Origin of the sequence: Candidatus Thiodiazotropha sp. CDECU1, assembly GCF_963455295.1 — a bacterium.
Lineage (GTDB): Bacteria > Pseudomonadota > Gammaproteobacteria > Chromatiales > Chromatiaceae > Thiodiazotropha.
Genome location: NZ_OY734020.1, coordinates 1,734,555 through 1,752,778 on the forward strand (window position 1 = coordinate 1,734,555; position 18,224 = coordinate 1,752,778).

At 53.2% G+C, this 18,224-nt stretch carries 21 protein-coding genes and 1 tRNA gene; 13 read left to right on the top strand and 9 right to left on the bottom strand.

Features of this window, described 5'->3' with window-relative positions:
- Positions 1-107: 107 nt before the first annotated feature.
- Positions 108-236 (bottom strand): hypothetical protein, encoded by a 129-nt coding sequence (locus R2K28_RS07900; RefSeq protein WP_316368982.1) that lies wholly within the window; start codon positions 234-236, stop codon positions 108-110.
- A gap of 241 nt (positions 237-477) precedes the next feature.
- Between R2K28_RS07900 and R2K28_RS07905 the strand changes: the two genes are divergently transcribed.
- The 12 genes from R2K28_RS07905 (at position 478) to R2K28_RS07960 (ending at position 11,595) form a co-directional block, all read left to right on the top strand.
- Positions 478-1,650, top strand: a complete 1,173-nt coding sequence (locus R2K28_RS07905; RefSeq protein WP_316368983.1) for a TonB-dependent receptor — start codon at positions 478-480, stop codon at positions 1,648-1,650.
- Positions 1,651-1,660: 10 nt separating this feature from the next.
- On the top strand, positions 1,661-2,566 hold the full coding sequence (locus R2K28_RS07910) for a metal ABC transporter substrate-binding protein (protein ID WP_316368985.1): 906 nt from the start codon (positions 1,661-1,663) through the stop codon (positions 2,564-2,566).
- Positions 2,563-3,342: a metal ABC transporter permease gene (locus R2K28_RS07915; protein WP_316368987.1), complete on the top strand. Its 780-nt coding sequence runs from the start codon at positions 2,563-2,565 to the stop codon at positions 3,340-3,342. The genes R2K28_RS07910 and R2K28_RS07915 overlap by 4 nt, the downstream gene beginning before the upstream one ends.
- Positions 3,343-3,710: 368 nt before the next feature.
- Positions 3,711-5,627 carry a threonine--tRNA ligase gene (gene thrS / locus R2K28_RS07920; RefSeq protein ID WP_316368990.1) on the top strand — a complete coding sequence of 639 codons (1,917 nt, stop codon included), beginning with the start codon at positions 3,711-3,713 and terminating at the stop codon, positions 5,625-5,627.
- 127 nt (positions 5,628-5,754) lie between these two features.
- Entirely contained in the window at positions 5,755-6,213 is a 459-nt protein-coding gene (infC, locus tag R2K28_RS07925; protein WP_442871434.1) for a translation initiation factor IF-3, read from the top strand.
- A gap of 46 nt (positions 6,214-6,259) precedes the next feature.
- Entirely contained in the window at positions 6,260-6,457 is a 198-nt protein-coding gene (gene rpmI / locus R2K28_RS07930; RefSeq protein WP_069126201.1) for a 50S ribosomal protein L35, read from the top strand.
- A gap of 22 nt (positions 6,458-6,479) precedes the next feature.
- Complete coding sequence (rplT, locus tag R2K28_RS07935; RefSeq protein ID WP_116446999.1) at positions 6,480-6,839, top strand: 50S ribosomal protein L20; 360 nt, start codon at positions 6,480-6,482, stop codon at positions 6,837-6,839.
- 258 nt (positions 6,840-7,097) lie between these two features.
- The gene (gene pheS / locus R2K28_RS07940; RefSeq protein ID WP_316368993.1) at positions 7,098-8,126 is read left to right on the top strand and encodes a phenylalanine--tRNA ligase subunit alpha; all 1,029 of its coding nucleotides are present in this window, start codon (positions 7,098-7,100) and stop codon (positions 8,124-8,126) included.
- A 133-nt stretch (positions 8,127-8,259) separates the two neighbouring features.
- Positions 8,260-10,638, top strand: a complete 2,379-nt coding sequence (gene pheT / locus R2K28_RS07945; protein ID WP_316368995.1) for a phenylalanine--tRNA ligase subunit beta — start codon at positions 8,260-8,262, stop codon at positions 10,636-10,638.
- 11 nt (positions 10,639-10,649) lie between these two features.
- Positions 10,650-10,952 (top strand): integration host factor subunit alpha, encoded by a 303-nt coding sequence (ihfA, locus tag R2K28_RS07950; protein ID WP_069126189.1) that lies wholly within the window; start codon positions 10,650-10,652, stop codon positions 10,950-10,952.
- Complete coding sequence (locus R2K28_RS07955) at positions 10,930-11,289, top strand: MerR family transcriptional regulator (RefSeq protein WP_069126187.1); 360 nt, start codon at positions 10,930-10,932, stop codon at positions 11,287-11,289. Before ihfA ends, R2K28_RS07955 begins: the two co-directional genes overlap by 23 nt.
- 229 nt (positions 11,290-11,518) lie before the next feature.
- Positions 11,519-11,595, top strand: a tRNA-Pro gene (locus R2K28_RS07960).
- Positions 11,596-11,843: 248 nt separating this feature from the next.
- On the opposite strand, the gene R2K28_RS07965 is transcribed toward R2K28_RS07960, so the two are convergent.
- From R2K28_RS07965 to soxX, 4 genes are all read right to left on the bottom strand, one after another.
- A complete protein-coding gene (locus R2K28_RS07965; protein WP_116447002.1) occupies positions 11,844-12,515 on the bottom strand; it encodes a rhodanese-like domain-containing protein in 672 nt (223 codons plus the stop codon).
- A gap of 28 nt (positions 12,516-12,543) precedes the next feature.
- A complete protein-coding gene (locus R2K28_RS07970) occupies positions 12,544-12,873 on the bottom strand; it encodes a hypothetical protein (protein ID WP_316368999.1) in 330 nt (109 codons plus the stop codon).
- 51 nt (positions 12,874-12,924) lie between these two features.
- Positions 12,925-13,734, bottom strand: coding sequence for a sulfur oxidation c-type cytochrome SoxA (gene soxA / locus R2K28_RS07975; protein WP_442871435.1), 810 nt, complete (start codon positions 13,732-13,734; stop codon positions 12,925-12,927).
- Between the two features lie 82 nt (positions 13,735-13,816).
- Positions 13,817-14,188: a sulfur oxidation c-type cytochrome SoxX gene (soxX, locus tag R2K28_RS07980; protein WP_116447004.1), complete on the bottom strand. Its 372-nt coding sequence runs from the start codon at positions 14,186-14,188 to the stop codon at positions 13,817-13,819.
- 280 nt (positions 14,189-14,468) lie between these two features.
- Here soxX and R2K28_RS07985 point away from each other — a divergent pair, with 280 nt between their 5' ends.
- Entirely contained in the window at positions 14,469-14,762 is a 294-nt protein-coding gene (locus R2K28_RS07985) for a GIY-YIG nuclease family protein (RefSeq protein WP_316369003.1), read from the top strand.
- A gap of 479 nt (positions 14,763-15,241) precedes the next feature.
- Here R2K28_RS07985 and R2K28_RS07990 read toward each other — a convergent pair whose 3' ends face one another.
- The 4 genes from R2K28_RS07990 to R2K28_RS08005 all read right to left on the bottom strand — a co-directional run bounded on the left by R2K28_RS07990 (position 15,242) and on the right by R2K28_RS08005 (position 18,138).
- On the bottom strand, positions 15,242-16,138 hold the full coding sequence (locus R2K28_RS07990) for an ATP adenylyltransferase family protein (protein WP_316369005.1): 897 nt from the start codon (positions 16,136-16,138) through the stop codon (positions 15,242-15,244).
- A gap of 23 nt (positions 16,139-16,161) precedes the next feature.
- Positions 16,162-16,476: a cupin domain-containing protein gene (locus tag R2K28_RS07995; RefSeq protein ID WP_316369007.1), complete on the bottom strand. Its 315-nt coding sequence runs from the start codon at positions 16,474-16,476 to the stop codon at positions 16,162-16,164.
- Positions 16,477-16,531: 55 nt separating this feature from the next.
- On the bottom strand, positions 16,532-17,152 hold the full coding sequence (locus tag R2K28_RS08000; protein ID WP_316369008.1) for a riboflavin synthase subunit alpha: 621 nt from the start codon (positions 17,150-17,152) through the stop codon (positions 16,532-16,534).
- A gap of 80 nt (positions 17,153-17,232) precedes the next feature.
- Positions 17,233-18,138 (bottom strand): LysR family transcriptional regulator, encoded by a 906-nt coding sequence (locus R2K28_RS08005; protein ID WP_316369010.1) that lies wholly within the window; start codon positions 18,136-18,138, stop codon positions 17,233-17,235.
- Positions 18,139-18,224 lie beyond the last annotated feature (86 nt).

Consider the following 18,224-nt stretch of genomic DNA (forward strand, 5'->3'; position numbering starts at 1 on the left):
ATTATAACATTATCTAGGGTTACCGGGATAGACGTTGACATAACCGCATATGTGTCAATACTCCATCCAGGTCTGTGTTAATCAGTGGAGATGATATGAGGAGATATCTACAGGGATTGCTCGCCCTCTGTCTCCTGCTGTCTCAGGCCGGATGGCTGGACCATCTGTACCATCAGCATGACCTGAATCATGATGAGGTGTGTGAGCAATGTTTGATGGGTTTTGCCAAAGACCATGCGCCCACCGTTTCAGACAGCCTCAGTTTTCTAAAACCTGCTTATTTTCTCACACCAGACCTCTTCCAATCGGATCTCAGAGTGGCATGGACCGGCCCCTATCTTAGCCGGGCTCCGCCACACTCTCTCTGACTCAGAGACACAAACACAATTTATTTTTGATTACGGATGTGTGCACACAGCACATGTCTATGTTTGTTGGAGAACCGACATGCTCTTACGGCTTTCAATGGTGTCAGCGATGTCGCTGGCAACCCTCTCCACCGCATTTGCGGAGGGGAGTAGTTTCAATCCCGATATCAGTCTGATCCTGGATGGGCGTTTCACTGCGTTTGATAATGAATCCGATTATGAACTGCCCGGCTTTATGCTGGGTGGAGAAGCGGGCCGCGGGGAGGAGGGGTTCCACCTTGGCCATAACGAGCTGGCCATCAGTGCGAATGTGGATGATCTCTTCTACGGCAAGTTGACCACTGCGATTGCCGACCACGAAGGCGATACGGAGGTGGAGTTGGAAGAGGCCTTCATCGAGACAGTGGCCCTGGGTAACGGCTTGAACATCAAAGCCGGGCGCTTCTTTTCAGGGATCGGTTATCTCAATCAGCAACATGGCCACGCCTGGGATTTTGTCGATGCGCCATTGGTCTATCGCGGCCTCTTCGGTGATCAACTGATCGATGACGGTGTGCAGGTCAGTTGGGTTGCCCCCACCGATCTCTATCTGCTGCTGGGTGGTGAGCTGCTGCGTGGTGAGCGCTTCCCTGCAGCCGGCGCCAGCAATGACGGCAAGGGCGCCAGTTCCCTGTTCGCTAAATTAGGGGGCGACATCGGAGCGAGTCATGCCTGGCAGGTGGGATTCTCCCACTGGCAGGCCGATGTGGAGGAGCGTACATCCGGTGGTCATCACCATGATGATGGAGCAGAGGAGACGCCCACCTATAGTGGTGACAGCCGTGTCAGCGGTATCGATTTCGTCTGGAAATGGGCCCCCTTGGGTAATGCCAGCGAGCGGAATTTCAAGCTGCAAGGGGAGTACTTTATCCGCGACGAGGAGGGTGACGTGATCATGGATGACGGTTCGGAATCCCCTGAATCGAGCACCTATGACGGTGAGCAGAAGGGGTGGTATCTGCAGGCCGTCTATCAGTTCATGCCTCGCTGGCGTGTGGGTCTGCGCTATGACTGGCTCGAATCGGACAACCGGGGATCGGATGAGGAGGTATTGGCGGAGGCGGGACTCGATGACGAGGGCCATACGCCGGAGCGGGTCACCTTGATGGCCGACTACTCCCACAGCGAGTACAGCAGGCTGCGGCTGCAGTATGCCAAGGATGACTCATATGAGGACTCGGACGACATCCTGACCCTGCAGTTCATTATGAGCCTTGGACCCCATGGGGCACACCAATTTTAGGAGTCCAGCGATGACATTAAAATACCGTATCCTTTTGTTGTCATTGGCATGGGGATTGAGCAACAGCGCTATGGCGGCACTCAGTGTCTTCGCATGTGAGCCGGAGTGGGCATCCCTTACCCAGGCCCTGGGTGGGGATCGGGTGAAGGTGGTCTCCGCCACCACTGCCCACCAGGATCCCCATCGCATCGAAGCACGGCCCAGCCTGATCGCCAAGGTGCGGCGTGCCGATCTGCTGGTCTGCAGCGGCGCCGAGCTGGAGATCGGCTGGTTGCCGATGCTGCAGCGCCAGGCTGGCAATCGAAAGGTACTGCCCGGGCAGATCGGCTATTTTGAAGCGGCCCAACAGATTCAACGCCTGGGGATTCCCGACAGTCTGGATCGCTCAATGGGGGATGTGCACGCTTCGGGCAATCCCCACGTCCATCTCGATCCGCGCAGGCTGCAGACCATCGCCATCGCCCTGAGCGAACGCCTGGTAAGCCTCGACCCATCCAACAGGGACTACTTTCACCAGCGGCTGGAGGATTTTTCCCAGCGGTGGCAGGACGCACTGCTGCGGTGGCAAACCCGTGCCGAGCCACTCAAGGGTGTGCGGATGGTGGTTCATCATCAGGATTGGGAGTATCTCTTTGATTGGTTGGGTATGGTCAAGAGTGGATCGTTGGAACCAAAACCTGGTTTACCCACATCTTCGGGACATCTGGCGAAACTGAAAAATAGCCTGCTGCAAGAACCGGCCATTGCCATCATCCATACCCACTACCAGAATCCCAAGGCAGCAAAGAGGTTATCGCAACTCACCGGGATACCCGCTGTGGAACTTCCCTACACCGTGGGCGGCGCAGAGGGTGTAGACGATCTGTTCAGCCTGTTCGAGGTGACCCTGGATCGTCTGCTTGAGATGCTGCCGTGAACTGGGAGGGGCTCGACATCACTATCCTCGGACCAGCCTTCCTGGCAGGCCTGGTAGTGGCTTCCACCCACGTGCCCCTGGGTCGACAGGTGTTGAAGCGGGGGATCATCTTTCTCGATCTGGCGGTAGCGCAGACGGCAGGCATGGGTATTGTGGCCGCCCACAGCCTGCATTGGGAACCGGGGGGTTGGCAGGTCCAGCTGATTGCTGTCGGCGCTGCTGTGGCTGCAGCCTTTCTCATTCATCTGACCGAGCGTAAATGGCCGGAGATTCAAGAGGCATTGATTGGCAGTCTGTTTATCCTCGCCTCCAGTGGCAGCATCCTGCTGTTGGCCGCCAATCCCCATGGCGGGGAGCAGCTGAAGGAGCTGTTGGTGGGGCAGATCCTCTGGGTCGGCTACCAACAGATCATTCCCGTGGCGCTGCTCTATGCGCTCGTGCTCGGAGTATGGTTTTCACCCTTGCGCAAAGGCTCCACGCTGGTCTTCTACCTGCTGTTTGCAGTGGCCATCACCGCCTCTGTGCAACTGGTGGGTGTTTTTCTGGTCTTCGCCACCCTCATTCTCCCTGCCTTGGCTGTACGCCAGCGGGAGAGGAAAGCCGATTACTTCGGCTATTTGATTGCGGCAACAGGATATGGTTTGGGATTGGTGCTGGCTGCGCTGTTCGATCTGCCGGCAGGGGCAATGATCGTATATACCCTGGCGATAGCATCGCTCCTGGGTGGTTGGTTGCTGCGAGGGAAACCCGTCATACCGGAGACCGGAGTATCGTAAAGCTGCCACTTTTCAGAGAAAAACGGTGCGGCAAGCCGCACCCTACGGGCAATTTATATGTAGGGTGCGGCTTGCCGCACCGCCAATAGCTGAGTTGGAGTATTGATCTGGTTGGACTCTATTAGTATCCCGGCTTTGACTTGTCGATCCGCTGTGTATAGACTTCGCCAGCAGCGGATTTGTCCCAATAAGCCATTGATTTCATGACAACAAACCAGTCATGTGATCGAGTGGCTCATAGAGGGGCAGGTTCAACGGCACAAGCCGTCTATATTTAGCTATCAAATACATAGGGCCGGCCTCATTGGCGCCGGCTTTTTTAATTTCATGTGGCCTCTCGTATGGGCCACCACTGATGAGGAAGTAATATGCCCGTTATCTCTCTCCCCGATGGTTCCCAACGTGAATTCGATAAAGCGGTCACTGTGCACGAGATCGCCGCGGATATCGGTCCCGGACTAGCCAAGGCCGCTCTGGCCGGCCGGGTCGATGGTCGCCTGGTCGATACCTCCTATCTGGTCCAACAGGATTGTGAACTCGCCATCGTCACCAGCCGCGACGATGAGGCGTTGGAACTGATCCGTCACGACGCAGCCCATGTCATGGCACAGGCGGTCCAGGAGCTCTATCCCGGTACCCAGGTCACCATCGGGCCTGCCATCGAAGATGGTTTCTACTATGACTTTGCCCGGGACGACGCCTTTACCCCGGATGATCTGAAGAAGATCGAGCAGCGTATGCACGAGATCGTCAAGCGCAACCTGCCACTGCAACGGGAGGTGTGGGACAGGGAAGAGGCGATCCAAACCTTCGATTCGATCGGTGAGAAATATAAGGTCGAGATCATCAAGGAGTTCATCCCCGAAGGCGAGGAGGTTTCGATCTACCGCCAGGGGGATTGGTTCGATGTCTGCCGTGGACCCCATCTGCCCGGCACTGGGATACTCGGTAAGGGATTCAAGCTGATGAAGGTGGCGGGCGCCTATTGGCGGGGTGACTCCAACAATGAGATGCTGCAGCGCATCTATGGCACGGCCTGGCGTGACAAGAAGGAGCTGAAGGCCTATCTGCACCGCCTGGAAGAGGCGGAGAAAAGGGATCATCGCAAGATCGGCAAGGCCCAGGATCTCTTCCATACCCAGGAAGAGGCCCCCGGGATGGCCTTCTGGCACGATAAGGGATGGCGCATCTATCTCACGATTCAGGACTATATTCGCGATAAGCTGAAGGCTCACGGCTATCAGGAGGTGCATACCCCCCAGGTGATCGATCGCACCCTGTGGGAGAAATCGGGCCATTGGGAGAAGTTCCGGGACGATATTTTTATCACCGAGACCGACGACAGGGTCTACGCCATCAAGCCGATGAACTGTCCGGCCCATATCCAGATCTACAACCACGGGCTCAAGAGCTACCGGGACCTGCCCCTGCGCCTGGCGGAGTTTGGCTCCTGCCACCGCAACGAGCCGTCAGGCACCCTGCATGGCCTGATGCGGGTGCGCAACTTCGTACAGGACGATGCCCACATCTTCTGCAGCGAGGAGCAGATCCTGAGTGAAGTGCAGGCCTTCAATGATCTGCTGTTGGAAGTCTACCGGGATTTCGGCTTTGATGAGGTCTTGATCAAGCTATCCACTCGACCAGAAAAGCGTGTTGGATCAAATGAGGTATGGGATAAATCTGAGAAAGCACTTGAAGAAGCGCTAAACCACCAGGGATTGGATTGGGAGTTGCAGCCGGGGGAGGGTGCATTCTATGGACCGAAGATCGAGTTCTCCCTGCGCGACTGCCTCGGTCGGATCTGGCAACTGGGTACCATCCAGCTCGATTTCTCCATGCCTGAGCGGCTAGGTGCCAGCTATATCGCTGAAGATAACAGCAAAAAGGTCCCTGTAATGCTGCATCGGGCGATCCTCGGATCACTGGAACGTTTCATTGGAATCCTCATTGAACACTATGCCGGTGCGCTGCCTCTCTGGCTCGCCCCGGTACAGGCAGTTTTGTTGAATATCACCGATCGACAGAGCGAATATTTGCAAAAATGCCTCAAATCCCTGCGAAATAACGGTTTTCGAGTCGAATCGGACTTGAGAAATGAGAAGATTGGTTTTAAAATCCGCGAGCACACGTTGATGCGCGTGCCCTATCTGCTGGTCGTAGGTGATCGGGAGATGGAAGAGGGCACGGTAGCTGTTCGTACACGAGGAGGTGAAGATCTTGGCGCTATGCCAATCGAGGCTTTTATCGAACGTATGAATTCTGAAGTTACACAACGTGTGAGCTGAGTGTGAAGCACCGGTAGATCCGGTGCTTTTCTACTTTTCGGGTTTGGACTTTTTGGAGGGATAGGTTATCGCTGCTGTAAAAAAGCACCGTCTGAATGATGACATAACAGCTGGTGAGGTAAGACTCATTGGAGCTGATGGTGAACAGGTAGGTGTCGTCTCTATTGAACAGGCTCATGCAGCCGCTCGAGAGGCAGCACTGGATTTGGTGGAGATCGTGCCAAACGGGGAACCCCCTGTCTGTCGCGTCATGGATTATGGCAAGTTTCTTTTTGAACTGAAGAAACAGAAGCAGGCCGCCAAAAAGAAGCAGAAGCAGGTACACATCAAAGAGATCAAATTCAGGCCAGGGACAGGCGAAGGGGATTATCAGGTAAAACTGCGCAACCTGATACGTTTCCTTGAAGATGGGGACAAGACCAAGGTGACCATGCGTTTCCGCGGTCGTGAGCACGCTCACCGTGAGTTGGGTTTGGAACTTCTTGAACGGGTTGAAAAGGATCTGGCCGATTACGGTCAGATTGAACAGAAACCCATCATGGAGGGCCGCCAGATGGTGATGGTGCTGGGTCCAAAGAAAAAGTAACTTTTCTGGCGTCCGATGACGTCACAAATAGCGGAGTTTAAATACTATGCCTAAGATTAAGACAAACAGGGGTGCGGCCAAACGGTTCAAACGCACCTCATCCGGTTCGTTTAAACGCAACTGCTCCCATCGACGTCATATCCTGACCAAGAAGAGCACCAAGCGGAAACGCCAGTTGCGCGCACCCAATGCCATCGCAAAATCCGATGTGGCCATCGCCCGTCGTATGTTGCCCTACGCCTGAGTTAACGAATCGGATCTGAACAATGTCAAGAGTAAAACGTGGTGTACAAGCACACGCCCGCCATAAAAAGGTGCTTGAAGAAGCGAAAGGCTATTACGGCGCTCGCAGCAAGGTCTACCGTGTCGCCAAACAGGCAGTAATCAAGGCAGGTCAATATGCGTATCGGGATCGGCGTCAGAAAAAGCGTCAGTTTCGTGCCCTCTGGATTGCCCGTATCAATGCCGGAGCGCGTGAAAACGGACTCTCCTACAGCCGCATGATCAATGGTCTGCATCTGGCCAATATCGAGGTCGATCGTAAGATGCTCGCCGATCTGGCTGTCAATGACAAATCGGCATTTAGCGTGCTGGCGGAACAGGCCAAGGCCGCTCTTTCCAGCTAACTGCATGTCGTGAGGCCGGATCTAATCCGGCTGAAATGTGACCACAGAAAAGGGAAAGGCCTTGGGGGCTTTTCCCTTTTTTGCTTTGCAAATAAAGAATTATGAGTTTTGAGTTTTGAATTTTGAGTTATGAATTGATGTTTGCGCTCCGCGCAGGCTGTTTGTTTTCATGGAAAGACAAAAACCAAATAAGCGTGCAGCGAAGCGAACACCGAAATTCATAATTCAAAATTCAAAATTAATTGTCGGGGTTAGTTGATGGATGATTCCAGTTTGAATATTGATGGCCTGATCGAAGCGGCTGAAAGCGCAATCGCCGCTGCGGACAGCCTTCCCCTGCTCGACGAAGTACGGGTTGGTTATCTGGGTAAAAACGGTCAGTTGACCTCGCAGCTGAAAAAACTGGGGGCACTGCCACCCGAGCAGCGACCCCAGGCGGGGCAGGCGATCAACAAGGCCAAACAGGCCCTGCAGCAGGCCATCGAGGCGCGCAAGACCGCGTTGGAAGGCGAGGCACTCAGCAAACGGCTTGCCGCAGAGAGGATCGATGTCACCTTACCTGGACGAGGCGTGCAACGTGGCGGTCTGCATCCGGTGACTCGCACACTGGAGCGCATGCAGCGGTTATTCGAGCATGCCGGCTTCGAGACTGTGGAGGGACCGGAGATCGAAGACGATTACCACAACTTCGAGGCGTTGAATATTCCCGAACATCATCCTGCGCGGGCGATGCATGATACCTTCTATTTCGATGCCCACCTGTTGTTGCGCACCCATACCTCTCCGGTACAGATACGTACCATGGAGCAGGGTGAGCCACCATTCAGGATCATCGCCCCGGGACGGGTCTATCGTTGTGATTCGGACCTGACGCACACACCCATGTTCCATCAGGTGGAGGGCTTTCTGGTCGACCGGGATGTCTCCTTCGCTGACCTGAAGGGGGTGCTCTACGATTTTTTCAGCAGTTTTTTCGAGCGCGAGCTTAAGCTGCGTTTTCGTCCCTCCTACTTTCCCTTCACCGAGCCCTCCGCGGAGGTCGATATCGAGTGTGTGATGTGTGGTGGCGAAGGGTGTCGGGTATGCAGCCAAACCGGATGGTTAGAGGTGCTGGGTTGCGGCATGATCCACCCGGAGGTGTTCAGGCATGTGGGTATCGACAGTGAAAAATATACCGGTTACGCCTTCGGCATGGGCGTCGAGCGGATGACCATGCTGCGCTATGGCGTTAACGATCTGCGGCTCTTCTTCGAGAACGATCTACGTTTTCTCAGGCAGTTTGCCTAGTAGATATATAACGCAAAGACCGCAAAGGACCAACTATTACTATCTTGGCCTGGTTAGCATTTCCTTGCGTACTTTGCGTTTAATTGTGAACTTTGGGTTATAAACGATATTAACCAAACAAGAACGGTGATAAATGAAATTCAGTGAAGCCTGGTTGCGTGAATGGGTCGATCCCTCGGTAACCACTCAGGAATTAGCCGATCAGTTGAGTATGGCGGGCCTTGAGGTCGATTCGGTCGACGTCGTGGCCGCTGATTTCAGTGGTGTGGTCGTGGGTGAGGTGCTCAGCCGTGAACAGCATCCCGATGCGGACAAGCTCAGTGTTTGCGCCGTGAACCTGGGTGAAGGCGAGCCACTGCAGATCGTCTGTGGCGCCCGGAATGTGGCTGCGGGCATGCGGGTCCCTGTGGCCACCGTTGGGGCATTGCTACCGGGTGATTTCAAGATCAAGAAAGCCAAATTACGCGGTGTGGCGTCATTCGGTATGATCTGCTCCGCCAGTGAGCTGGGACTGGCCGAGAGTTCGGACGGGATCATGCCGCTACCCGTCGATGCCCCGATCGGTGAGGATTTCCGAAGCTATCTGCAGCTTGAGGATAAGGCCATCGATGTGGATCTGACCCCGGACCGGGGCGATTGTCTCGGATTGGCGGGCATCGCCAGGGAGGTGGGTGTGATCAACCGTTGTCCGGTGACAGCGCCTGCAATGCAGACGGTTACGGCAACTGTCGAGGATAAGGTGGCTGTGGATCTGGAGGCGGATGAGGCCTGTCCGCGTTACCTCTGCCGGGTGGTTCGGGATGTGGATATCAATGCCCCGACACCCTTGTGGATGCAGGAAAGATTGCGTCGCAGCGATATCCGCAGCCTGGGGCCGGTGGTGGATGTCACCAATTATGTGCTGCTGGAACTGGGTCAGCCGATGCATGGCTTTGACCTGGAGCGCATCAACCAGAAGATTCGCGTGCGTATGGCGCGGCAGGGGGAAAAACTGGTCCTGATCGGCGGACAGGAGGTGGAGTTGGATGAACAGACCCTGGTGATCGCAGATGCGGATCGGCCCGTGGCGTTGGCAGGGATCATGGGCGGCGAGACCTCTGCCGTGAGTGATACCACCCGCCATATCCTGTTGGAGAGCGCATTTTTCACCCCGATTGCCATCAGCGGCAAGGCCCGAAGTTATGGTCTGCATACGGATTCCTCCCACCGCTTTGAACGTGGTGTCGACCCGCAGCTCCAGGCACAGGCGATGCAACGCGCCACGGAACTGCTGATCCAGATCGCCGGTGGTCGGCCAGGGCCTGTGGTGGAAGTGGTAAACGAGGCGCAAATCGAGCAGCGGCCGGTTATCGAGTTGAGAGCCGACCGGGTCAACAAGGTACTGGGTGTCGAGATTGAAGCGGACGAGGTGAGTGATATCCTCACCCGTCTTGAGATGGAGATCAGCAAGAGTGATCAGGGCTGGCAGGTCAAGGCCCCAAGTTGCCGTTTCGATATCGCAATCGAAGAGGACCTGATCGAAGAGATTGGGCGTATCTATGGCTATGCACGCATCCCAACCAATCGTGGACTCTCCGCGATGGTGATGCATGACCGGCGTGAAGTCGATTTCGATCTTAATCGGGCCAAACTGCTGCTGGTCGGCCGCGACTACCAGGAGGTGATCACCTACAGCTTCGTCAGTCCCGAGATTGAAGCCCTGGTCGATCCGCAAAAGAACGGCATCCGTCTCGCCAACCCGATCTCAGCTGATATGTCGGTGATGCGCACCTCAACCTGGCCCGGTTTGCTGCAAGCTGCCTGCTATAACCAGTCACGCCAGCAGCAGCGGGTGAGAATCTTCGAATCCGGTCTCTGTTTCTACACCCGGGACGGGGAGATCAGGCAGGAGCCTGTGATAGGTGGACTGGTCTCTGGAGACGCTATCCCGGAACAGTGGGGCAGTGGCAGCCAGCGTGCCGATTTCTACGACGTAAAGGCCGATGTGGAGGCGATTCTCTCCCTTACCGGACAGCGGCAAGGGGTCGGTTTCTCGCCCGCTGAACATGCGGCGCTGCATCCCGGCCAATCAGCTGAAATCGCCATTGCAGGCGAAAAGGTCGGCCGGATTGGGATGTTACATCCTGAAATCGAGCAACAGCTTGATCTCAATGGCTCCACCTTTCTGTTCGAAATCAAGCTTGATAAGGTAACTCAGGGGAGACTGCCTCGCTTTGAGAGTCTCTCTAAATATCCTTCAATCCGGCGAGATATCGCCATTGTTGTCGATAAAACGGTTACTTTTGAGTCAATTAGGAATCTCATTCGTGACGTATCCGGCAAAATAATTACAGACATCCTGTTATTTGATGTCTATACTGGGGAAAACATAGATTCGGGACGAAAAAGTCTCGCATTGGGATTGATTTTACAGGAAAAATCACACACCCTTACCGATAAAGAAGTGGATGAAGTGGTCGCTACGGTGATAAGCCGTTTGGGTGATGATTTAGGTGCAAATCTTAGAGAGTAGGGTAGACGGAGATGGCGTTAACAAAAGCAGATATGGCCGCCAGGCTCTTCGATGAGCTTGGGCTGAATAAACGCGAGGCCAAAGAGATGGTGGAGATGTTCTTTGAGGAGATCCGCCAATCGCTTGAACGAGGGGGACAGGTGAAACTTTCCGGTTTCGGAAATTTCGATCTGCGTGAGAAAAAACAACGGCCTGGACGTAATCCCAAAACAGGAAAGGAGATTCCTATCTCTGCACGTCGTGTGGTTACCTTCAGACCCGGTCAAAAATTAAAGGCACGAGTGGAAGCCTATGCTGGATCCGAGCAGCAGTAATCTAGATCTGCCCGCAATCCCGGGTAAAAGGTATTTTACCATTGGCGAGGTGAGTGACCTGTGTCAGGTCAAACCTCATGTGCTGCGCTATTGGGAGCAGGAGTTCCCGCAGCTGAAGCCGGTCAAGCGACGGGGCAACAGACGCTACTATCAACGCCACGATGTGCTCATGATCAGGCAGATCCGTAGTCTTCTGTATGAGCAGGGATTTACTATCGGTGGCGCACGCCAACAGCTTTCAGGCGATACCGCCAAGGAAGATCTGCAGCAGAGTCAGCAGATCGTCAAACAGTTGCGCAGTGAACTTGAAGAGGTCCTGCAGATCCTGAAAAGATAGGATATTAGTCCACAAATAAACGCAAATGAACGCAAAAGCGGATGATTTGATGTGGCGCATCTCCAGTTACTGATTTCATTCAGAGCAAGCATAAACCCGAATATTTACGTTTATCAGTGTTCATTTGCGGACCCTACATAAACCAGGTCAGATACACTCACAGCTTTTCGTGAAAAGCGTTTTTCCAGATTGACATCAGCCGCTTAAGTGCCTAGTATTGCCGCTCTTTCCGGGCGTAGCGCAGTCTGGTAGCGCACTACAATGGGGTTGTAGGGGTCGGGTGTTCGAATCACCCCGCCCGGACCAAAAAAATAGGGTTACCTGTTTCAGGTAACCCTTTTTTTCTGCCCTTAAGTTTTTGTTGGGATGTATGACTACTACTGTTTTTTAACCGCGAATGGACGCGAATCACCTCAAATGTACGCAAATCGTTATTTACAAAACCCTTAAACCATTTGCGTTAATTGGCGGTGATGCGCGTCCATTCGCGGCTTGAATAAAAAAGGCTGCCTTACAGCAGCCCTTTTATTCTCAGCAGTTGTGTCAGATCAGTTTCAGCGATTGACTGTGGTGAGTCCCAGGCTGACCCAATCCTGCATGCCGCCACGATACCATTTCAGTTTGTAGGCCGGGTATCCCAGGTTAATCAGGGTCTTGATGTTGTTGGATGACTGCGGGCACCAGCTACCGTTACAGAACATCACCAGGGTCTTGGCATTGCGAAAATCAAGATTGCCGTCTATCTCCTGAACCCCAAGCTGATCGACCAATATGTCATGTACACCTTCTGCTTCAGCAGCGACTTCGAAGGTACCCTGGAGATCAACATTGATCTTGTTCCAAGGGATATTCACTGAACCAGGGATGGTGCCGCGGATGATCCAGTCGGGAGTACGTGAATCGATGACCAGAACCTTGCGATCGCCGTCACCGACCCGCTTCAGGTAGCCGAGGACCTCCAACTCACCCACTGTCTCCACACCTGGGGCAACTGTTGCCGGCTGTATGCAGAAGGGTGGGCAGTGACGGGCAACCTTGGTGAATGTGCCCGGGATCTTCGCCTGCTTGTCGGCTGAGCGTGAGATGATGATCTTTTCTCCACTATGGGTCACTTCCACCGACTGCAGTCCAGGGGTGATCTGATTACCATCGGCCGCAAGCAGCTGGGATGAGAGTGCTACGCCACTGACAAGTGCGGTAAGCATGAGTGCTTTGACAAACTTCATTATGTCTTCCTCCAGGCGTTAGCCATTATTAATAGTGTAGATACGATGGCATTTTCAGATCTTTCTGAGACATCGCCTGTTCATATCCCAAGTGACCCTGTTTTGCAGCCTTGTTGGCAAGCTTGGCAGCCGCAACAAAGTCACCCTTCTTCAACAGTCCCTTTGCTTTCTTGATCATTTTACCGGTATCACGCCATTCGCCACCAACACTGGCGGCATGTTTTCTGGCTTCGTCCGCCGCGGCGATCAACTTTTCCACCTTCTCGGCAGAGACTTCATCAGCCATGGTAGTAGTTGCAAGGCCAGAACCAATGATCCAGACCAGCAAGCTTGTAATGAGTATTAATTTTCTATGCATCGTTTTCACTCCGATCGCGTATATCTTTTAGTCATGAACTGGCAGAGGCTATTATTTTCTCGCGCCAGGACCGTTCAATGGCAAGCCGTTACTCATGTAGGTGAGGAAGTATTCGAGATTACGATACTCGTCGCCATGAGCCTTGAATGGTTTTGCGCGAACCTGCTTGTTACAGCCAGTGAATCGGCGATGCAGTGTTCCCACGGTACCCCATTTGGAGCGATATACAGGGAAGTGAGTGGTGTGACCGATTGCCGGACTGAGGATCTCCGTGCGCAGAATCATGCCTGCGTTCTGCAGGTGGCAATGGGCACAGGAGAAATTGAGCTGGCCACGACGTGTATAGTAGAACTTCTTACCCTCCTCATAGGCCTCGAGCGCGCGTGGATCATCAGTGGGAACCACCACATTAGTGACCTGGCCGCGTGATTCATAGGAGAGATAGGAGAGGATGTTGTTAATCGGCCCCTTCTTATATTTCAAAGGCTTCTCGCCATTGGCCTTTAGGCAGTTGTTGAGGGCCAGTGGCAGGGTCATGACCATACCTTTATCCTTATCCCAATGCGGATACTTGCCGGCAAGCGCGGGACCGTCCGGAAAGCAGTCCTTGAAGGTTTTGCCATTGGCGAAAGGTTTTTCCCACATCGCCTGGCCTTCATCGATGAACGGCTCGTAGGGTGGGAACTCTTCGATGGCCTCCCAGTTTTCACGGCCTATTGGATCAATGGAGTAGGCGCCATTGATATAGTCAGAGGTCTCCACATTGGGAAAACGTTTTTTAAAGAAGTTTTGGAAGGCCTTAAGATCTTCTTCAGGGGTTGTTGCCTGTGCAGCGGTGATAAAGCCGCAGGTAATTACCATCAAGGTTAATTGACGAAATAGTTGTTTCATGTTCTTTCAATCCTCAAAGGAGTTGCTGTTGGACTCGCTGTAGTCTTAACGCTCAGAGTGTCCAGACATATTCGACGACTTTTTCAAAATCAGCTTCGGAGAGGATGCCGTGTTTACCGAATGGTGGCATTGCCGATTCGGGATTTTTGATGGTTGCATCCCAGATCTGCATACGCAGATCCTCCTTTGTGGGGAAACGGGATTTCATCGCCACCAGGGCCGGGGCTATGTTTCCCGGGGATGGCGCGTTGAGTATGTTGTGGCAGGCAAGACAATTCCCTTTTTTTCTATCGAAGGCAATCTTCTTTCCTTCCGCTACAGCATTGCCTTCTGCAGCGAAGATTGCGGGGGAGACCAGAAACTGACCAGCTAGGACGCTGAGTGCGCCGGCCATTCCTATCCACTTTTTGGTATTACCAATCATTGTATCCTCCAACTGGGGGTGAATGTGGTTCTAACCTGTTGTTATTTAGGCAGTAATGCCATATATCTGGTGTTATAATGCTACAACAAGTCGCTTAAGGGCCTGAGTCTCTTTAGGACGTTTTTTTGGCTTAGAGCATTGTTATTCTTATAACTATGCTGTGTAAAGTCCAGAAAATGGTAAAAAAGGTTATGGTTTACCCCGGTATCACCTAAGGAAATGTAGGCTTTTTTAATATGCTAGGTGCCCTAACAACTGGTAAATGGTCAAATTTCAATCAATGACAAAGCGGGCTGATCATCAATCCTGGTATGTCTACATTGTGCAATGTGCAGACCGGACCTTATACACAGGCATAACCAAGGATATTGATAAACGGGTGACACAACACAACAGTGGCAGTGGCGCTAAATACACCCGGGGTCGAGTACCGGTTGAACTTGTCTTCGCCGAGGGGATGGAGAGTCACGGCGATGCATTGCGCCGAGAGTATGAGATAAAGCGAATGAGCCTGGCCGGTAAGCGAAAAATCATCGAAGTATCAAGGACTGAAAAGGAAACTAGCTTGTCATGAATCCATACTGATTGCATGGGCGTAGAAATTGAAGTCAGTATCTATTTTGTTCATTAGTAGCTAATTTCACATTCGAACCAGACATCCTGGTTTCCGATGATTTCAATGGGAGCCTTGTCTACCTATATATATTTCACCATGGCTGGAAGATCGTTTTACCTAGTGCATGGTGGTTTGAGCGCGATCAACCGCTTTGTCTATGCCTCTACGCCGGCTGTTGAGAAACAGCAGGAGCTGGCCCTGTGCGATGCGGATGTTGTCATAGGTGGACATGCGGGGATTCCATTCGGGGAGGTGTTGCACGGTCGCTACTGGCTCAACAGCGGTGTAATCGGTATGCCCGCCAATGATGGTACCCGGGATGGTTGGTATCTTTTGTTACTGCCTCAAGCGAAGGGTGTGCGTTGTGAATGGCGTCGTCTCAGTTACGATACGGAGGCGGCGCATGCAGCCATGCAGCTGTCGGGCAGGTCCGATGGTTATGCAACCGCCTTCAGCAAGTTCAATGGCCCCAACCGGTTTACCGTTTCCAGCTCGGACATATCCTTCACGAACAGTGATCCCACAAATCCCAGCGCATTGATCGAAATGTTTTCGCAGTACTCTTGCGAGCGAGGCACCAGGAACATCCAATCTCTGGTAAGCAACAGGTTGTAAGGGGCCGATTGATAATCACCATCCGTGCCATTCACGGCTTGTATCCCCACCATATTCAACATCTCCAGATAACGTGACAGGATCTGTTCGGCCGCTGTTGATGAATTGCCGGCGAGTCCGCTTGGCAATCGACACCAGCAGTGCAGGAATGGGAGTTGCGCCAGGCTCTGTATCCCATCCTCCCGTGGTGCGGTTGCATATAGAGAATCAAAGGGAGTTGCGGACTCTCCTGGATAGAGGGGTAAAGGGACCAGTTGCAGATGTTTATGTTGTTGACTGGCGCCTGCTTCAGCGCCCCCGTTATAGAAACCCAGTGAGGGGTACTCCCCCAGACAGAGCCACAGAGCTTCGAAATCATCCAGGGTCAATAGACGCTCCTGATGCTGAAACTCCCGGGTCACAATGAGTAGGTGGTTCTCCACCACATTGAATTTGTTCAGTACCGAGAGATGGGTGGAAGAGATATGCGTAACGGTCAAATCCGGATCCGGTGGCAGGAAGGGATTGAAAGGGACACTGGAGGGTTTTGTGGATTGCTCCTGTTTATCCAGGGCTTTACGTTTCAGATTCAGCGCTACGCGCACCATGAACTCGAGTCCGCCCTGTTTCAGGGTGTGGTGATCGGTTGCAATGGTGTGGAGTGCGCCTGCGGCGATGGCTGACTCTGTGCGTGAGCGAACCTGCTCCCACAATTTCCCGGATTGCAGAAGTTGTGTCATCAGAGTTGTCGAGTGGACAGCACTCAGTTCCCCATTTTTACCGCGTCAAGACTGATCACTGACTGATCGCCAATGACTTCGGCGGAGTGGGTGACACCCTTGGGAACCTGCAGACAGTCACCGGCTTCGAGGATGCAGGATTGACCGCTCATGCTCATTCTGAATCGGCCCGACAGCACACCATCTATCTTATCGACGGCATGTTCATGGGGTGGGAAAAAGGTACCGGGTGGATAGATGTAGCGTGAGACATCATAACCCCTGGCCTCAAGCTTTCTGCGCATGGCCGATTCGCTCATTTCACCGTCGATAGCTTCATTCCAATGTTCAATCTGCATAGGTCACCTACCTGTTAAAGAGGCTGCTGCGACTATCAGCGACCTGCGTAGGATTTCAGGCCAGTCGTTGCACCAGGCCCGGGAGTAGATTTGTCACTGTATCGACAATAGCCTGGGTCTGCGGGTCGATTTCAATATTTACGCGGTCTCCGATCTTGCGTGTGCCGATGTTGGTGCGCTGCAGGGTTTCGGGTATAAGGTTGACGTCAAACTGATCGTCCTCCACCTGGCCGATTGTCAGGCTGATGCCATCGATACCGATGTAACCTTTGGTAAAGATGTAGCGGCGCCATTCAGCAGGTAACTTGAACCTGATCTGGTAATTGTTTTCACTGCTCTGGATGTCCGCCACCTGCGCGGTGCAGAGGATATGTCCGGACATGGCATGGCCGCCGATTTCGTCACCAAAGCGAGCGGCGCGTTCGAAGTTCACGTGGTCCCCAACCTCGAGTTCTCCCAGATTGGTGACTCGCAACGTCTCCTGCATCAAATCGAAATCGATCAGATCACCATCGATGCGGGTCACTGTCAGACAACAGCCGTTGTGTGCCACCGATGCACCTGATACCAGGCCATCCAACGCTGTCTCAGGCAGGCGGATTCGATGGGTGCGGAAGGCCTCCCTCTGCTGGATCTCCACAACCTCCGCTGTGCCTTGAACAATACCTGTAAACATGGATCTGGTGGTTTATTTAGAGTGTATCGGACTGACTATTATACTCAGTAATCCCTTACGCGACTTGTTTGAGTTTTAAGTTATGCGTTTTTTTTGTTTTGAGCGGACGAGTTCGTTTCGTTCAAAACATATTCGACAAAGGCCTGGTTTGCCCGCGACAGATATCCGCCTTTTTTCCATGCCAATGAGAGATCGAGAAATACCGGCTCGTCAAACGGTACGGCTACCAGATCATGCTGCGCATCCTGCTCAATCACCATGCGCAGAAAGGTGGTAATGCCAAAGCCCTGACGCACGATCGCCTTGGTGAGAGGGATCAGGTTGGTCTCAAAAGCGATCTTCGGTGACAGCCTGTGGTTTTGGCTGTAGCGATCGATAAACTCGCGCAGGAAATAGCCGGTTTTAAACACCACCAGTTCGTGGCTGAAGAACTCCTCCATACTGATACTGTCGCTTGCCGCAAGCGGGTGCTCTTTGGGTACGCAGGCCACCATCTCTTCACGGGTCAAGAGTCGGGTCTCCAGATCCTCCGGGGGTGGATCGGCCACCACCACCCCAAGGTCGAGCTCGCCAACCCTTATCATATCCTGGAGACGGCGGGTGCCCTGTTCATAGACTGACAGGCTTAGGGCTGGATAGCGGTGTTTGAACCCCATAAGAATGGGGGGGAAGTAATACGAGCCCAACATGCTGGGTATGCCGATGCGCATCTCTCCCTTGGTCAGTCCACGAAGTTCACGCATCTCCAGCTCCGCGGCCTCCGACATTTCAATGATGCGTCTGGCGTGGCCCAACAGCACCTCACCCTCAACCGTTGGTGTGATCTGGCGTTCGCCACGCTGGAGCAGGGTGAGATTCAGTTCTGCCTCAAGTTTGCGCATGGCGATGCTGACGGCTGGCTGAGCGATATGCAGTCTGCGGGCTGCGGCAGTAAATCCGCCATGCTGGCATATGGCCTGGAAATATCTGAGTTGTTTGATGTCCATATGAAAATCGAATGAAAACAATATAAATAATATATTTTCATTATAGCTCGATCGGGGTTAGGCTCAATATACTCTTCTCTTCCGGC

Coding starts and splice junctions, on each gene's coding strand:
- R2K28_RS07995 (WP_316369007.1), bottom strand. CDS start 16,476: ATGCAGATTGAACATTGGAATGAAGCTATCGACGGTGAAATGAGCGAA.
- ihfA (WP_069126189.1), top strand. CDS start 10,650: ATGGCGTTAACAAAAGCAGATATGGCCGCCAGGCTCTTCGATGAGCTT.
- pheT (WP_316368995.1), top strand. CDS start 8,260: ATGAAATTCAGTGAAGCCTGGTTGCGTGAATGGGTCGATCCCTCGGTA.
- R2K28_RS08000 (WP_316369008.1), bottom strand. CDS start 17,152: ATGTTTACAGGTATTGTTCAAGGCACAGCGGAGGTTGTGGAGATCCAG.
- R2K28_RS07955 (WP_069126187.1), top strand. CDS start 10,930: ATGCTGGATCCGAGCAGCAGTAATCTAGATCTGCCCGCAATCCCGGGT.
- R2K28_RS07910 (WP_316368985.1), top strand. CDS start 1,661: ATGACATTAAAATACCGTATCCTTTTGTTGTCATTGGCATGGGGATTG.
- soxX (WP_116447004.1), bottom strand. CDS start 14,188: ATGATTGGTAATACCAAAAAGTGGATAGGAATGGCCGGCGCACTCAGC.
- R2K28_RS07990 (WP_316369005.1), bottom strand. CDS start 16,138: ATGACACAACTTCTGCAATCCGGGAAATTGTGGGAGCAGGTTCGCTCA.
- R2K28_RS08005 (WP_316369010.1), bottom strand. CDS start 18,138: ATGGACATCAAACAACTCAGATATTTCCAGGCCATATGCCAGCATGGC.
- R2K28_RS07905 (WP_316368983.1), top strand. CDS start 478: ATGTCGCTGGCAACCCTCTCCACCGCATTTGCGGAGGGGAGTAGTTTC.
- R2K28_RS07970 (WP_316368999.1), bottom strand. CDS start 12,873: ATGCATAGAAAATTAATACTCATTACAAGCTTGCTGGTCTGGATCATT.
- pheS (WP_316368993.1), top strand. CDS start 7,098: ATGGATGATTCCAGTTTGAATATTGATGGCCTGATCGAAGCGGCTGAA.
- rpmI (WP_069126201.1), top strand. CDS start 6,260: ATGCCTAAGATTAAGACAAACAGGGGTGCGGCCAAACGGTTCAAACGC.
- R2K28_RS07900 (WP_316368982.1), bottom strand. CDS start 236: ATGGTCTTTGGCAAAACCCATCAAACATTGCTCACACACCTCATCATG.
- soxA (WP_442871435.1), bottom strand. CDS start 13,734: ATGGTAATTACCTGCGGCTTTATCACCGCTGCACAGGCAACAACCCCT.
- R2K28_RS07965 (WP_116447002.1), bottom strand. CDS start 12,515: ATGAAGTTTGTCAAAGCACTCATGCTTACCGCACTTGTCAGTGGCGTA.
- R2K28_RS07985 (WP_316369003.1), top strand. CDS start 14,469: ATGACAAAGCGGGCTGATCATCAATCCTGGTATGTCTACATTGTGCAA.
- rplT (WP_116446999.1), top strand. CDS start 6,480: ATGTCAAGAGTAAAACGTGGTGTACAAGCACACGCCCGCCATAAAAAG.
- thrS (WP_316368990.1), top strand. CDS start 3,711: ATGCCCGTTATCTCTCTCCCCGATGGTTCCCAACGTGAATTCGATAAA.